The following is a 15497-nucleotide window of genomic DNA, read 5'->3' on the forward strand; positions in this document are numbered from 1 at the left end:
AGTAAAAGGAGTAAACTTACAGTTGTGCTTTTAGAAGGCGAGTGGCGATTTAACGGGCTAAATCCGGGCCAAGGCATACATCTGAACATAATTGAAAAATCTGGGATGGGATATTATGTCGTCTAAATTGTTACGCGGCACTTTTATTTTGACAGTGGGAATGATGCTGTCAAAAGTGCTGGGATTAATATATGTTATTCCGTTTGACGCTATTGTCGGTGAAAAGGGTGGCGCACTTTATACATATGCGTACATTCCCTATACCATTTTTATTAGCCTTGCTACTGGAGGCCTGCCGCTGGCTGTTTCCAAATTTGTATCAAAATATAATGCATTAGAGGAATATGCCGTTGGCCAACGGCTGTTTAAATCAGGTTTGAAGGTCATGATGGTGTCAGGATTCCTTGCTTTTATCCTGATGTATGCAGCAGCTCCTTCCATAGCATCCGGGATGATCAATGATCAAGCGGGAGCATTTACGGTTGAAGAGGTTACTACCGTCATGCGGGCTGTAAGCTTTGCTCTTATTCTTGTTCCGGTTATGAGTTTGATTAGGGGCTACTTCCAGGGCCATCAATCGATGGGACCGACTGCAGTTTCGCAGGTTATCGAGCAAATTGTCCGCATTATCGTATTGCTGGGCGGGGCCTTTGTTGTCTTGGAAATTCTTGATGGCAGCATTGTGACAGCAATTAGTGTTGCTACATTTGCGGCATTTGCCGGAGCAATTGGAGGCCTTGCTATCCTGTTGGTGTATTGGAAAAGACGAAAGCCCTATTTGGATGATCTGATAAAAAAAGATAAGGGAACAGTTAATGTTTCCTTAACAGAGATATATAAAGAAATACTATTATATTCAATACCATTTATCTTTGTCGGAATCGCAATGCCGCTTTTCCAGCTTGTTGATTCTTTTACTTTTAATCGGGCAATGGCTTCGATTGGCCAGGCGGAGATTTCTGATAGAGCGTATGGTATTCTGAACTTATATGCCCAAAAGCTGGTCGTTATTCCGCTGACTCTGTCAACAGCATTTGCTATGGGACTTGTACCGACTGTAACAAAGGCTTTTGTGGAACAGAAAATGGATACCTTTAGTGTGCAATTGAATCAGGCTTTTCAGATTCTCCTTTTCCTGACTATTCCGGTTGTTGCGGGAATGTCGCTGCTTTCTGCTCCAATGTATACTTCCTTCTACGGCTACAGTGAAATCGGGGCCAACGTCCTTGAAGCATACGCACCGGTTGCGGTCCTGTTTGCTTTATTCTCTGTAACAGCGGCAGTTTTACAGGGCATTAACCAGCAAAAGTTCACAGTCCTGAGCCTGCTTGTCGGATTATTGATTAAATTAAGTTTTAATATTCCGCTGATTAAAATGCTGCAAACAGAAGGTTCCGTATACGCAACGGCGTTAGGATATCTTGCAGCCTGCCTGATCAATATGTATGTGATCTACTATTTCACTGGATACAGCTATTCAGTAGTTATTAGACGGACAATATTAATGGGCATTTTTGCAGCGGTTATGGCTGCTGTTGTGGCAGCTGCAGAAAAGCTATTAAGTCTTGGCCTTGATTTTCAGAGTCAGGGACAGGCCGCGCTTGTTATCGCCATCTGTGGTGCCATTGGGGCAATTGTCTATTTTGCCTTATCGTTTAAATCAAAGCTTGCCCACAGGCTGTTTGGCACCAGAATTGATAAAATTCAGAAGAAGCTAAAACTTAGAGCTTAATTTTCTATGAAAGGCCATCCGTAAAGGTGGCCTTTTTTAAAAAAATTTTACAAGTATGGATGTCTAGATCCATCGCCCAGCGACTTTTTTTACGGAGTAAAAATAAAGCAACTTTTTTTACGGAGTAAAATAAAGCCCCGACGCACACGACGCGCTAGTGCCGGCGTCAACGTTTGGCGCAGGACGGAGGTTGAAATGGCCCTAGATTTCGACCCTGCCCGAACTTAGTCGACGTTCCTTTTACCAGGGCGTTGTGCTTTTCTTATAATCGGAAATAATAGCTATAAGGGGGAATAAATAATGCGAATCGATAAATTGCTTGCCAACGTTGGCTACGGAACGAGGAAAGAAGTGAAAAAGCTTTTAAAAACTGGTGCAGTGCACGTTAATGAAAAGGTTGTAAAAGACGCGAAGGAGCATGTAGACCCTGAAAGTGACCTGGTGACAGTGCATGGCGAACAGGTTGAATATCGGGAGTTCATTTACTTAATGATGAATAAACCTCCAGGTGTGCTTTCGGCAACAGAGGATAACTTTCAGGAAACAGTTATTGATATACTGGAGCCGGAGGATGCTGTATTTGAACCTTTCCCTGTAGGGCGGCTTGATAAGGATACAGAAGGATTATTGCTGATCACGAACGATGGACAATTGGCGCATCAGCTGCTTTCGCCGAAAAAGCATGTACCGAAGACATACTTTGCTGTGATAGAAGGTGAAGTAACCGAACCCGACATTTCTGCTTTCAGGCAGGGGGTTACCCTTGATGACGGTTACCACACAAAGCCGGGTGAACTTGTTATTATTAAATCCGGGATCCGGTCGGATATTGAGCTTACAATAATGGAAGGAAAATTCCATCAGGTTAAACGGATGTTTGAGGCAGTAGGAAAAAGAGTGGTCTATTTAAAGCGGATCTCGATGGGCAGCCTTGAACTTGATCCTGAATTGGAACTTGGTCAATACCGGGAATTAACGGAGGATGAACTCGAATTGCTGAAGGGCGGTACCAACGCTGGCAATTCTTAGAAGGAGATCGAATCTGCATTTCCTGGAAAGGTTATTCTATACCCGTAAAATTATAAAAGAGTTAAAAAAATGCCAGGCAACTGCCTGGCATTACATTTTTAGGTAGATTTTAGATTAAGATGTTATTTTAACTTTCTTATTGGTTGTCGTCCAAAGCCCGCGGCCGGGACTCTTCACTAAATCGTTGTAAGCTAACACATTTAAATCGCGCTGAATGGTACGAGAAGTGATGCCAAATTCCTCCACAAGTTCTTGTGTCGTCACCGGACCGTTATTGCTGATAAACATATAAACGGATTTGATGCGGGTAAGCATGCGATTTGTTGAAGGTTTCAAAAAATCACTCCTTATTCATTAATTCAACTGTTTGTCTAAAAAAACAGTGAAACAACTGATTAAAGCCGAGTTTTGTCTCTTCCAAACCTATGTAATTCTTTACCACCCTGCAGCTTCTCTAAAACCATTGAACATTTCGTATGTTAGTACTTCTCTATTGTACCCTGATAAAGCATTATATTCTATAAAAATGAACTTAATTTACAAAATATTAACTTTTTTAAATTATTTTATATATTGGTAAAATTTACAATATAAAACCCTATATCTTTTCTATATAATATTCTTGATTTACATGTTATGCATTTCAAGGAGGATTTAATTTGTTACATACGGAGAAACTGAAGAATCAGCTGGTCTATGAAAAAGAGAACATATACTTTGCCATTACATTATTGTTTAGCATTTTGACCTATATTGCTTTCGTTTTTTCCATTATTGGAATAGCGATTATAACGGGTATGATCATTTTCGCTTATTTTCTTCATGCACTTTCGATGGCTTCCATCAGAAGAAATGGGGTCCGCATCAGCGAACATCAATTCCCCGAAATTTATCAAAAAGCTGTAGACATCGCCGGGAAAATGGAATTGAAGCAAATGCCATCGATATATGTTATGGAATCAGCCGGCTTTTTAAACGCATTTGCCACTCGTTTTTTTGGGAAAAATATGGTTGTAATGTATTCCGAAATTTTCGACCTGATTTCTGAGGATAAAGATGATCAGTTATTGTTTGTACTCGCCCATGAGTTTGCCCATCTAAAGAGGCGCCATGTTCTTGTGCATTTTTTATTGCTGCCTGCCATGTTCGTGCCATTTCTTGGCGAAGCCTATATGAGAGCATGTGAATACACCTGTGACCGCTATGCGGCCTTTTATGTGAACAATATGATGGCATCCCAGGAAGCTTTAACAATGCTGGCAATCGGAAAAAAACTGGCGCATAAAGTAAATAAGGAAGCTTATATTGAGCAATTGTGCGAGGAAAAAGGCTTTTTTGCGGTCCTAAGTGAAATGATGTCCACCCATCCAGATTTGCCTAAGCGGCTGAATGCCCTTAACCACTGGAACGAGCCGGAAACCTACCCGCTTGTGAAGGATAAAAGATGGATAGCCATTGCAGGAATTACATCTGGATTAGTTCTATTTTTACTCTTTGCCGGTGGAATTGGGTACGGTATTTATAAGTTTGGAGATCAAACCTTTAGTGAAGAGGATTATACAGTTGAAAATGTTTCTCCGTTAATGACAGCAATAGAATCAGACGAGGGAATCGACGAAATTCAAAAGCTTGCTGATGCAGAGAAAGATATCAATGCAGCGGATGGCAACGGTGCAACTGCTCTTCACTATGCTGTTTACTACGATAACCTTCAGGCAGCAGAGCTTCTCCTTAACAAGGGTGCAAATGTAAATGCGAAGGACAGTTTTTCCACTACACCGCTAATGGACGCCGTATATATGCCAAGCCTGGAAATGGCTGAATTGTTGATCAAGAATGGGGCAGATCCTGCGATAAAGGACGAAAGCGGCTTTACAGCATATGATTATGCCAAAGAAGAAGATTATAAAGATATTATGAGTCTGTTGGAACCTTATAATGAATAAGCAAAAAAAAAGGCTGGATTTTTTCAGCCTTTTTTTTTCGGGACTTACAGCTTCCGATTATATAAGGAATGATTAATGAAAATTAGCTGTATTTGAAACTTTTTCCAACTATAAGCGTACAATAAAATGGAGGGAAATTTATGAATCTACTAGACGTAAAAATTGATCAAGCTGGATATGAGAGCGGGAAACCAGTAATTAACGATATAAAGTTCGATCTTAATCCTGGGGAAATGGTAGGGGTGATTGGACCAAATGGAGCTGGGAAAAGTACCACTATTAAAACCATTCTCGGACTGATTGAAAACTGGAAGGGGAGAGTTGCTTTTTCGGAAAAATCCCGATATTCATACATACCGGAACGGCCGATATTTTATGATGAACTAACCTTTAAAGAACATATCGATTTTATAGGGGCAGTGGAAGGTATAGAGGATAGCATTCTGGAGGCCAGAGCGGCTGAGTATTTGAAAACCTTCCAGATGGATGGCCATATCCATGAGATGATGACAACCTATTCAAAAGGCATGCAGCAAAAAGCGCTGCTTATTTTGGCATTAATCACCAAGCCGGAGGTGTATATTATTGATGAACCTTTTATCGGCCTTGATCCTGATGCCATGAAAATATTGCTCTCTTTTCTCGAAAAAGAACAGCTGCGCGGGGCTGGAATACTGATGTCAACCCACGTACTTGATACAGCAGAACGCGTATGTGACAGATTTATTATGATTAAAAATGGACAATTAAAGGCCGATGGGACCCTTACCGAAATTAGAAAACAATGTTCCATGCCCAAGGCGACGCTTTATGAGTGTTACCACTCTATTGCAGGTGAGCAAAAATGAAAGATTATCAGATATTTGGCGACCGTCTCGTCAGGGAGTGGAGATTTCAGTATGGTGTAATTAAATCAATTGCTGACTGGACAATTATGTTGTATCTGCTTATCCCCGGAGCGGCTATAGGTTTCATGATTTACCGGAGCTGGTGGATTAACCCTCCTGCCTGGAGCCTGGAAATGCCTGTCGAAGTTTACTATATCGTTTTATTGCTGATTACCTTCCTTGGCCAGTACCGGACGTTTACAGAAGAGGCCGATAAAGTCTTTATGGCCAAACACAGATTGTTATTTACAGGAATGAAAAGATGGGCATATCTTTATTCTGTAATATCTCAGGCTCTTGGTGTCGCGGCAGCAGTACTGATCATGCTGCCACTGCTTTTGAAGATCCACCAATTTTCTATATACGAAACCGTTTCGGCGGCAGCCTTTTTCATCGGATTACGATTGCTGATTTCAGCAATAAAAGTACATATTTCCGATATTGGAAGTGTATGGAACAGAAAGTTGGCATCCTTTACGATGTTTAGTGCAGCCGCAAATTTATCTGTTTTGATTTTGTGGGAGCCATCGTGGCTAATTTTTATAGAGGCTCTAATTGTGGGGGCTGCCTCCGTTTTCCTTTATTATCCCAGAACGACAAAGCTGGGATATATTGATGATGAAGTAGCTTTAGAGAGAAAACAGCGGGTAAAATATATTAATCTGATTTTTACAATGTCGAATGATATTGAAAACTCCAAAATTATTACAAGGAAGAAACCGCTTCTCTACAGAAATTCCAAACGGATGTTTAAAAAGCGCACTCCAATAAACGGCTATAAAGAGTTATTTTTTAAGCTGTTTATCAGGGATTTTGGGACATTGGCAAGCTATTATCAGATCGTTGCTGTCACAGTGGCGGCCATTGTAATTCTGCCTCCGCTTTTGCTCAAACTTCCAGTGGCTATTGGGCTATTAATTGTTCTATATCTATGGCTGTTAAACATTTGGGATAAGCTCACATTGGCTAACCCGCTGACAAGAAAGTACCAGTATGACGAAGCCTTTTTGAAGGCAAGAAACCAGGCTGCCGGTGTATTGATGCTCCCTGCAGTTTTAGTGGCTGGGGCAGTTTTTTGCGCTGTGCTGATATATTTCTAGGCCTGCTCAAGTTTTGACAGGTTTGTACTGGAAGGGGAGATTGAAATTTTATTTCAAAAACTGTTCAGGAAATTGCTGAATATGAATAATTGGTTTTTGTTTTTTGCGAGCATTATGCTAATAGGAGCAAGCACAGTGCTGATGAAGCTGCTTGAACCCGAAACCTTTCCTTCTCTGTTTGACTCCTTCTGGTGGGTAATGACCACTGTGACAACGGTTGGGTATGGGGATTTTTATCCGGTTTCGGTAGCAGGCAGGATATATGCAATCTTTTTATACTTTTTTGGCATTGGCCTGATCGGAGTTGTCATTGGTAAGCTGGTCGAAAGCCTTTCGTTTTTTCGATTGCTTAAGGAGGAGGGTAAAATGCAGTATTTAGGGGTAAATCATATAGTGATGATCGGATGGTCAGGGAAGGTGCAGCATGCAATAGCTGAATTGCTGGATTCAGATAATCGCATTGAAATTGTTTTGATCGCTTCACTTGAAAAAACGCCAGTTAATACTGAACGGGTCCATTACATAAAGGGAGAGCCTGCAGATGAAGAAGTATTGCAGAAGGCCAATGTGAAAAAGTGCCGCAGCATCATTATTTTTGTCGATGAAACGATCAAAGAGCCAAAACTCGCTGATGCAAAGTCGCTAATGGCTGCCACTGCTATAAGTAAGTATGCAGGAGATCTGCATATTACCGTAGAAGTGTTAGAGGAAAAGCATATCGAGCTGTTTCGCCATGTATCAGTAGATGAATTTGTCGTTTCAGATGAAACCATTTCCCATTTGGCCGTCCAGGCTGCCCTGTCCGCAGGTGCATCAAAGCTTTTTAGCCAAATGCTGAGCAGAAGCGTTGGGGATGATGTATGCCAAATTCCGATTCGGCCAGAATGGAAAACGTACAGAGATGCCTTCAATTACCTTGCTGAGCAAGGTGCGACATTAATCGGAGATAAAGAGAGCCTGAATATTGCCTCCAAGCTTGACGAGTCTCTTCCGGAAAAAGGAGAGCTTTTTGTTATTTGCAATGATGCATGCTATGAACAACTGGTAAAATACAAGCATAGGAGCTGAACACATGAATAATATTAATTGGCATAAAGAGGCAGAAAAGCGCCGTGAGGATTATCTGCAGGATACAGTAAAATTGCTGCAGGTTCAAAGTGTACTGGATGAGGAAAATAACTCTGCAGATGCACCGCTTGGGGAAGGGATTCAAGAGGCACTGGAATATATGCTGAATCTAGGAGAGAAGGATGGGTTTGCGGTCAAAAACATAGATAACCTTGCCGGACATATTGAAATGGGAGAAGGAGATGAACTTGTCGGTATCCTTTGCCATTTGGACGTTGTTCCTGCGGGGGATGGCTGGTCCTCTGACCCTTTTGCTGCTGACATAAGGGATGGGAAGATTTTTGCACGGGGTGCTATTGACGATAAGGGTCCGACAATGGCAGCTTATTATGCAATGAAAATAGTAAAAGAATTGGGAGTGCCTTTACATAAGAGAGTAAGGATGATATTAGGTACTGATGAAGAGACAGATTGGCGCTGTGTGGACCGTTATTTTGAAACAGAAGAAATGCCAACACTCGGTTTTGCCCCGGATGCAGATTTTCCGATTATATATGCGGAAAAAGGGATATGGGATCTGAAAATGAAACAAAACCCAAATGAGGACGATGAAAACAGCGGGGAATATCAAGTATTGGAATTTACTTCAGGCAGAAGAGTAAATATGGTGCCAGACTTTGCAAAAGCAAGGGTAAAAACAACTTCGCAGATTAGTGAGCTGCAAAAATCGTTCAATCTTTTTCTACAGGATCACTCGCTGCAAGGGGAAAGTTCGGTTGAAAACAATGAAATCATTCTTCAGCTGAAGGGGAAATCCGCCCATGGCATGGAGCCGGATAATGGCATCAACGCCGGATTATTTCTATCTCATTTTCTTTCTGGGCTTGAACTATCAGGCCAAGCTAAAGAATATTTTCAATTTATCGCAGAATATATTGTCGGCGATTCAAGAGGCCGGAAATTGAATTTGGCCTTTTCCGATAGCATCACTGGAGACTTGACAATGAATGCCGGCATCTTTAGCTACTCAAAACAGGATGGGGGCAGCATCGGCTTTACCGTCCGCTACCCTGTTACATTTGAATGGGAAAAAGGCAGAATGCAGCTGGACACATTGCTTAGGGAAAAAAAGTTTAGCCTTGAAACTGTATCCAATTCGGCGCCTCACCATGTGGAAAAAGACAGTTTCCTGATTCAGACCCTTCAAAAGGTATATGAAGAGCTAACAGGGGAAAAAGCAGAACTATTAAGCATTGGCGGCGGAACATATGCCCGTTCTCTTGAAGCGGGGGTTGCATTTGGGCCTCTTTTTCCTGGCAGTGAAGATAATGCTCACCAAAAAGATGAATTTGTCGTAATTGATGATATTATTAAAGCAACAGCGATCTACGCTCAGGCTATTTATCAATTAGCAAAATAACAAATAATAAGGGAGCGGAGTCTAATGGTGAAAATGATTTTGAACGGAAACATAACTGAACGGACCGAAATAAAAATTGATTTGGAAGACCGAGGCTATCAATTTGGGGATGGTGTTTATGAGGTTATTCGAGTTTACAACGGTGTCCTTTTTACTGCGGATGAACACCTGAACCGGCTGGAGGCAAGCGCCAGAAGCATCCATTTGACGATGCCATGCAGCACTGTGGAGATGAAGGAGCAGCTGCTGCAGCTTGTAGAAGAAAACAAACTTGATACAGGTATCATCTATCTTCAAATTACAAGGGGTGTATCGCCTAGAAATCATTTATTTCCTGGTGCAGAAGTAGGTCCTGTATATATTGCTTATACACGAGAGCTGGCAAGCCCTACAGCAGCAATGGAAAATGGAGTTAAGACCATAACTGTTGAGGATATCCGCTGGCTTCGCTGCGATATTAAAAGCCTGAATTTATTGCCAAATCTGCTTGCAAAGCAAAAAGCATCTGAAAACGGCTGCTTTGAAGCGCTACAGCACCGGAATGGAACTGTTACGGAAGGAAGTTCCTCGAACGTTTCGATTGTCGTAAACGGCGAAGTAAAGACCCATCCGGCAAACAATTTAATCCTAAACGGAATCTCACGGCAGGTTATGATCAGACTATGCACGGATAATCAGATTGCTGTTAAAGAAGAGATCTATACAGTTGAAGACCTGATCGGAGCAGATGAAGTATTTTTAACTGGAACAACGACAGAGGTTATGCCTATTATTGAAATCGACGGCAAGAAGATTGGAAATGGCGCACCAGGTCCTATCACACGCCAGATTCAAACTTTGTTCAAAGCGGAAATTGAAAAACAATGTGGCCAAACCGCAAAAATTTAATTAATTATGTGTCCCGGCTATTTTAATGTTTGGCCGGGATCTTTTATTGAAATGTCTAAGGAATTAGGCTTCGAAAGAGACTTCCATGAGATTATCTGTTTCCGGATCAAAGGAAAACTAGTCCGCAGAAAAAGTATTCCGTTATAAACCTGGTTATCCTTAAAAAAGAATGATTCCGCTGAAATTACCAATAATTCCTTGTAACTAGCCATGACGTAAAAAAACACTCCCTGAATACAAGCGCACATAATCCATAAAAAACACATTAATCTGAGAACACCCATAAAAAAACGTCCCTCAAAATTAAAAGTACGCTTTACCAAAAAGTAATCAGCCGCCATGTTCTTACTGGATTTGAATATAAAAAATGAAATGGGTTCATCATAAAGTGAAACTTCCATTACCCCATTAATCTAAGATAAAATAAAAATAAGGAAAAGGAAGGAAAATCAGATGAACCAAGCACACTTCTTTTTTGCAGCGACTTTGCCGCCGGAGGCAAGGGAATATATTCACAATCTGAAAGAAGAGGTCGAGGACAGATTCCTCTTTAAACGCTGGGTGCATCCGCAGGATTATCACATTACTCTTGCTTTTTTAGGAAATGCACCTGAACCAATGCGGGAACAGGCCGTTTCTTTTGTTAATGAAGCACTGCGTGACCAAAAAAGCTTTCCGCTGAGGCTTGCACAGCTGGGTACCTTCGGTAAAAAGGAGGATCCAAGAATCTTTTGGTGCGGACTTGAACAAAATCCGGAGCTGGCTGCTATTCAAAAGCAAGTATATCATTCATGTATTCAAGCCGGTTTCACTCTAGAGAAAAGGCCGTTTAAGCCGCATATTACGATGGCGAGAAAGTATGCAGGCAGCCAGCCATTTGAATCAGATAAACTGGAGCAAATATCAATAGATGGAACGGAATATACTATTGATACAGTTACCCTGTATCAAACGCATTCCAATTCTACACCAAAATATAAAGCGGTACATACGATTATTTTACAGTAAAAAATGCACAAGCTCCCTGCCGAGGGAAAGTAACGGCAACTTCCATTTTAGTCCCCATTCTAAGGGATCCGTAAATAAAGAGACAGGTTGTGTTTACATGGGACAACTAATAAAACTGCAGGATTATATATCGCGGTATGAGCAGGATATCTATCGGTATCCAACACAATTTGCCCGCCTGAAAAAACAGCAGTGGACAAAATTAAAGGAGGCATATTCCTCCGGAGAACTGAAAAGTGTTATGTCAAGGCAGCAGGAAGCTGAGGAACCGGGTTTGCTGGCTGAGGAAAAAACGGGGCTGTTATCCCGTGTGAAAGGGTTGTTTAAAAAGAATGGCACGAATGAAGAAATAGAACCGGCCGAAAGAGACGTTATGGAAAAGCCGGATAACGAACTATCCGTACATATCCCTTTTCAACCTGAAAGCCTGGAAGAACTTAAACAGGCTTTTCTTAATCAATTATTGCGATTTCAAATGAAATGGGGAAGCTCCACACTTCATGAAAGGTCCTTAATTGATCAATCATATTATTTTGATGAAAAATTACGTTTCTTCTTACAGCGATTCCCGGATACGTTCCTTCTTCTCTATAAGCCTATTTTTCTATTAAAAAATGCTCCTGTGGAAGTTGAGGTCATTCTGCTCAGTCCAACAGATGCATGGTGCATTACCTTTATGGAGGCAGAAGATGATGCGGTTTTCCTGGGAGATAAAGAAAAATTTTGGATCAAAAGGCATCATAAACGTCCGGATAAAAAAGTGCTCAGTCCACTTTTATCCGTTAACAGGACTGAAAAAATCGTTAAGCAAATATTTGCACTATATGATGTTCAATTGCCAATCAAAAAAGCAATTATTTCGCGAAATGGCTATATAGACTATCCGCTAGTCCCATATGATATTAGTTTGCTGGATAAACGAAAGTTTTCAGACTGGTTCCAGAGAATGAGAACATTATCATCACCGCTTAAGCATCAGCAGTTAAAAGCTGCACAGGCCTTGCTGGATTACTGTCAGACTACTTCAAGCCTAAGGATTGAATGGGGAGTGGAGCCTAATGAGCAGGATGATGAACCTCAAAAGTGAGGATGGGGAAAGTGAACTAAAAGAGATAAGTAAAGCAGAAAAGGTATACTTTATTATTAACCCTATAGCCCAAAATGGCGGGAGCATGAAAATCTGGACGGATGTAGAAATGCTTTTACAGCAGGAAAGAATGACTTACGGGGTTTATTTTACCGAATATAAGGGCCATGCAAGGAAACTGGCAGCTGACATCCTTTCAGGCAGCCGCATTCCCTCTTTGATCATTGCAGTAGGGGGCGATGGCACTGTTCATGAGGTAATAAATGGAGCTGCTGGCTTTCCGCAGGCAATGGTTGGCAGCATCCCTGCCGGTTCAGGAAATGATTTTGTCCGGGGGCTGCAAAAATCCAAAAATATGAAGCATGCACTCAAATTGCTCCTGCAGCCCGCCAGCATGCAGGTCAAGGCTGTGGACATAGGGAAGGCTATATCAGGAGGAAAGGCATTTTATTTTGTTAATAGCCTTGGAATTGGAGTTGATGCTGAGATTACCGCTGAAGTGAACCAATCCCCCTGGAAAAAGAGATTCAATTCACTGAAAATGGGTAAGCTGGTATATATCTATTTTTTTATGAAAAAGATACTCTCCTATAAACGAACAGATATGCAAGTTGAGGTGGATGGAGTAACCCATCTTTTCTCCAAAGTATGGTTCATTGTCGTTTCCAACCAGCCCTATTTTGGGGGCGGAATAAAAATATTACCTGAAGCAAAGTCGGATGATGGTTATTTGGACGTTCTTGCTGTTCATCAGCTTACTCCTATACAATTGATGCTTATGTTTATAACGGTCTTTTGGGGCGGGCATCAAACAATAAAACAAGTCCGCTCGTATAAGTGCCGGTCTGTTTCTATCCGGTCTGCACAGCCGGTCCTAATTCAGGCAGATGGAGAAATTGAAGGCAATACAGAGGTTTCCGTTTCTGTAATTGCTCATAAAATGAATATAGTAACCCATCAGGAGGATTGAAGCTGTGAATGAGATACACCGTGAATTTTATGCCTATTTAGATGATATGAGGCTAATTACGATCTTACTGCCATATTCCTACCATTCCGGTGACTCAGCCCGTTTTTCCATTCTTAATGAGGGCAAAGAGGCCATTAGCCTGCCGATAAACAATATTATTGGTTTAAACAATTTTAAAAAATATGAATGTGAACTGGCAGAGCCTTTGAAGTTTGGAGTCACATATGAAATTCAGGATGAGCATGGAAATAAAACTGACCTGCAAATTGGGGCTGTCATCCGCTCGCCCGAATTCGACAGGGATTTTTTTTATGACGGCAATGATCTTGGTGCCCGATACCAAAAGGAGAAAACGGTTTTTACAGTATGGGCGCCCAGTGCCACAAAAGTTAAACTGAATTTAATTCCTCCAGGAAAGGAAACGCCGGCAGCTATAGATATGGAACGAGGAGCAAAAGGGATATGGAAAGCTTCGATAGACAAAGATCTTGAAGGCTTTCGTTACTCTTACCTTGTGTGCGTGAATCTGAAGTGGACAGAAGCAGTGGACCCTTATGCCAATGCGGTAACGGTCAATGGGGAAATGGGTGTAATTGTAAATTTGGAGAAAAACCGTAAGGAAATGCCGGAATTGCCTTCTCTGGAATCTCCAACTGATGCAATTATTTATGAAGTTCATATCCGGGATTTTACCATCCATCTTAACAGCGGCGTAAAGGCAAAAGGGAAATATCTCGGACTGGCTGACGAAAAATCAGTCGATCAGAGAGGTTTATCTACGGGCCTCAATTACCTAAAAGAGCTGGGAATCACTCATCTTGAACTCCTGCCATTTAATGATTTTCACGGTGTGGACGAATTAAAGGAGGGCGTTGAATACAATTGGGGCTACAATCCTCTTCACTACAATGCTCCGGATGGAAGCTACAGCAGTGATCCAACAAATCCGTACACCCGTATTACAGAATTAAGGGATATGATTGAAGCCGTTCAAAAGCAAGGCATCCGGGTTATCATGGATGTAGTGTATAACCATGTTTATGATCGAGAAAGCTCCCATTTTGAAAAAATCGTTCCGGGCTATTATTTCCGGCATGATGAGTATGGTATGCCTTCGAATGGAACGGGAGTAGGTAACGATATTGCATCCGAGCGGCTGATGGCCCGGAAATTTATTGTTGATTCGATTGTGTTTTGGATGAAGGAGTATAATATAAATGGATTTCGATTTGATTTAATGGGAATTCTCGATGTGGAAACCATGAATGATGTGCGAAAAGCTGCAGACAAGATGGACAAAAGTGCTGTTATCCTCGGGGAGGGCTGGGATTTAAACACCCCGCTTGACCCCGGTCATAAAGCGAATATCCGTAATGCTGGAAAATTGCCGCGAATAGCTCAATTTAATGATTGGTTCAGGGATACAGTTAAAGGAAGCACCTTTAATTTATATGATAGGGGTTATGTTCTGGGAAGCGGCCAAAAAAGTGAGGATTTGAAGCAAGTCATTGCAGCCAGTGTCGGGATAGGGCAGGGAAAAGAAGGGTTGTTTTCTTCACCTGAACAATCGGTCAACTATGTGGAATGCCATGATAATCATACCCTGTGGGATAAAATTTGCTATATTGACGAAGAAGAAAACGAAGAAACAAAACAAAGGCGCCACCTATTAGCCACATCGATCGTCCTGCTTTCGCAGGGAATCCCGTTTATTCACAGCGGGCAGGAGTTTTTTCGTACGAAGCAGGGAGTGGAAAATAGCTATAAATCCCCCGATAAAATTAACAGGGTAAATTGGGATTTGAGAGGGTTCCATAGTAAAAGTGTTGACTATATTAAAGGCCTCATTTGCATAAGAAAATCTCATGGCGCGTTCAGACTCCGGGATAAAGCTTTAATCCAGAAACATCTTTCTTTTCTTGATACAGGGGAATCATCAGTCATGTTTGCATTAAAGAATGTGCGGTCATTGGGTCCTTGGTCCAATATAGTTGTTCTCTTCCATCACATCGACCGGAGCAGAGCTATAAAATTGCCCGAGGGTGTCTGGCATGTTATTTGTAACGGTAAAAAAGCCGGTACAGCTCCAATCGCTCTGCCAATAGAAGGAAAATTATTCGCTGAACCCCTTAGGACTTACATCCTGGTCCAAGAATAATCCGCCCCGGTACTTGACTTAAGAACTCCTTTTCAACTAAAATTTAAAAGATAGCTATTGTGAAAATAAACAATAGCTGTCTTTTTTATTGAAAAGATAGCAGAAATTTTTCAGCATAGATAATAGGCGCCAGCGCATCGCTGATAGTAAATCATGTGCATTTTTACATCATAGGAATGCTTATTTCTTCAGCACCCCGTTCCT

Annotated in this window: 13 protein-coding genes; 12 read left to right on the top strand and 1 reads right to left on the bottom strand. The window is 41.5% G+C overall.

Features of this window, described 5'->3' with window-relative positions:
• Window positions 1–115: 115 nt before the first annotated feature.
• Together D0469_RS11285 and D0469_RS11290 are read left to right on the top strand one after the other, a co-directional pair.
• Window positions 116–1732, top strand: a complete 1617-nt coding sequence (locus D0469_RS11285) for a putative polysaccharide biosynthesis protein (RefSeq protein ID WP_117326853.1) — start codon at window positions 116–118, stop codon at window positions 1730–1732.
• A gap of 300 nt (window positions 1733–2032) precedes the next feature.
• Window positions 2033–2761 carry a pseudouridine synthase gene (locus tag D0469_RS11290; protein ID WP_117326854.1) on the top strand — a complete coding sequence of 243 codons (729 nt, stop codon included), beginning with the start codon at window positions 2033–2035 and terminating at the stop codon, window positions 2759–2761.
• A gap of 114 nt (window positions 2762–2875) precedes the next feature.
• On the opposite strand, the gene D0469_RS11295 is transcribed toward D0469_RS11290, so the two are convergent.
• Window positions 2876–3097 carry a DeoR family transcriptional regulator gene (locus D0469_RS11295; RefSeq protein WP_117326855.1) on the bottom strand — a complete coding sequence of 74 codons (222 nt, stop codon included), beginning with the start codon at window positions 3095–3097 and terminating at the stop codon, window positions 2876–2878.
• A 323-nt stretch (window positions 3098–3420) separates the two neighbouring features.
• Here D0469_RS11295 and D0469_RS11300 point away from each other — a divergent pair, with 323 nt between their 5' ends.
• The 10 genes from D0469_RS11300 to pulA all read left to right on the top strand — a co-directional run bounded on the left by D0469_RS11300 (window position 3421) and on the right by pulA (window position 15293).
• Window positions 3421–4707, top strand: coding sequence for a M48 family metallopeptidase (locus tag D0469_RS11300; protein WP_233523031.1), 1287 nt, complete (start codon window positions 3421–3423; stop codon window positions 4705–4707).
• A gap of 140 nt (window positions 4708–4847) precedes the next feature.
• The gene (locus tag D0469_RS11305) at window positions 4848–5555 is read left to right on the top strand and encodes an ABC transporter ATP-binding protein (protein WP_117326856.1); all 708 of its coding nucleotides are present in this window, start codon (window positions 4848–4850) and stop codon (window positions 5553–5555) included.
• Complete coding sequence (locus D0469_RS11310) at window positions 5552–6694, top strand: ABC transporter permease (protein WP_117326857.1); 1143 nt, start codon at window positions 5552–5554, stop codon at window positions 6692–6694. The genes D0469_RS11305 and D0469_RS11310 overlap by 4 nt, the downstream gene beginning before the upstream one ends.
• Before the next feature lie 60 nt (window positions 6695–6754).
• Complete coding sequence (locus D0469_RS11315; protein WP_267897308.1) at window positions 6755–7762, top strand: potassium channel family protein; 1008 nt, start codon at window positions 6755–6757, stop codon at window positions 7760–7762.
• A 4-nt stretch (window positions 7763–7766) separates the two neighbouring features.
• Window positions 7767–9182: a dipeptidase PepV gene (gene pepV / locus D0469_RS11320; RefSeq protein ID WP_117326859.1), complete on the top strand. Its 1416-nt coding sequence runs from the start codon at window positions 7767–7769 to the stop codon at window positions 9180–9182.
• Between the two features lie 24 nt (window positions 9183–9206).
• Complete coding sequence (dat, locus tag D0469_RS11325; RefSeq protein ID WP_117326860.1) at window positions 9207–10070, top strand: D-amino-acid transaminase; 864 nt, start codon at window positions 9207–9209, stop codon at window positions 10068–10070.
• Between the two features lie 453 nt (window positions 10071–10523).
• The gene (thpR, locus tag D0469_RS11335) at window positions 10524–11078 is read left to right on the top strand and encodes an RNA 2',3'-cyclic phosphodiesterase (protein WP_117326862.1); all 555 of its coding nucleotides are present in this window, start codon (window positions 10524–10526) and stop codon (window positions 11076–11078) included.
• 97 nt (window positions 11079–11175) lie between these two features.
• Entirely contained in the window at window positions 11176–12165 is a 990-nt protein-coding gene (locus D0469_RS11340; RefSeq protein ID WP_117326863.1) for an NERD domain-containing protein, read from the top strand.
• Complete coding sequence (locus D0469_RS11345) at window positions 12137–13135, top strand: diacylglycerol/lipid kinase family protein (RefSeq protein ID WP_117326864.1); 999 nt, start codon at window positions 12137–12139, stop codon at window positions 13133–13135. The genes D0469_RS11340 and D0469_RS11345 overlap by 29 nt, the downstream gene beginning before the upstream one ends.
• 4 nt (window positions 13136–13139) lie before the next feature.
• Entirely contained in the window at window positions 13140–15293 is a 2154-nt protein-coding gene (gene pulA, locus D0469_RS11350) for a type I pullulanase (protein ID WP_117326865.1), read from the top strand.
• The last annotated feature ends 204 nt before the right edge of the window (window positions 15294–15497 follow it).

Origin of the sequence: Peribacillus saganii (assembly GCF_003429095.1) — a bacterium.
GTDB lineage: Bacteria > Bacillota > Bacilli > Bacillales > DSM-1321 > Peribacillus > Peribacillus saganii.

Excerpts from the sequence above, each read along its gene's own strand:
- D0469_RS11340 (WP_117326863.1), top strand. The coding sequence starts at position 11,176 with ATGGGACAACTAATAAAACTGCAGGATTATATATCGCGGTATGAGCAG.
- D0469_RS11290 (WP_117326854.1), top strand. The coding sequence starts at position 2,033 with ATGCGAATCGATAAATTGCTTGCCAACGTTGGCTACGGAACGAGGAAA.
- pepV (WP_117326859.1), top strand. The coding sequence starts at position 7,767 with ATGAATAATATTAATTGGCATAAAGAGGCAGAAAAGCGCCGTGAGGAT.
- thpR (WP_117326862.1), top strand. The coding sequence starts at position 10,524 with ATGAACCAAGCACACTTCTTTTTTGCAGCGACTTTGCCGCCGGAGGCA.
- D0469_RS11305 (WP_117326856.1), top strand. The coding sequence starts at position 4,848 with ATGAATCTACTAGACGTAAAAATTGATCAAGCTGGATATGAGAGCGGG.
- D0469_RS11345 (WP_117326864.1), top strand. The coding sequence starts at position 12,137 with ATGAGCAGGATGATGAACCTCAAAAGTGAGGATGGGGAAAGTGAACTA.
- D0469_RS11310 (WP_117326857.1), top strand. The coding sequence starts at position 5,552 with ATGAAAGATTATCAGATATTTGGCGACCGTCTCGTCAGGGAGTGGAGA.
- dat (WP_117326860.1), top strand. The coding sequence starts at position 9,207 with ATGGTGAAAATGATTTTGAACGGAAACATAACTGAACGGACCGAAATA.
- D0469_RS11285 (WP_117326853.1), top strand. The coding sequence starts at position 116 with ATGTCGTCTAAATTGTTACGCGGCACTTTTATTTTGACAGTGGGAATG.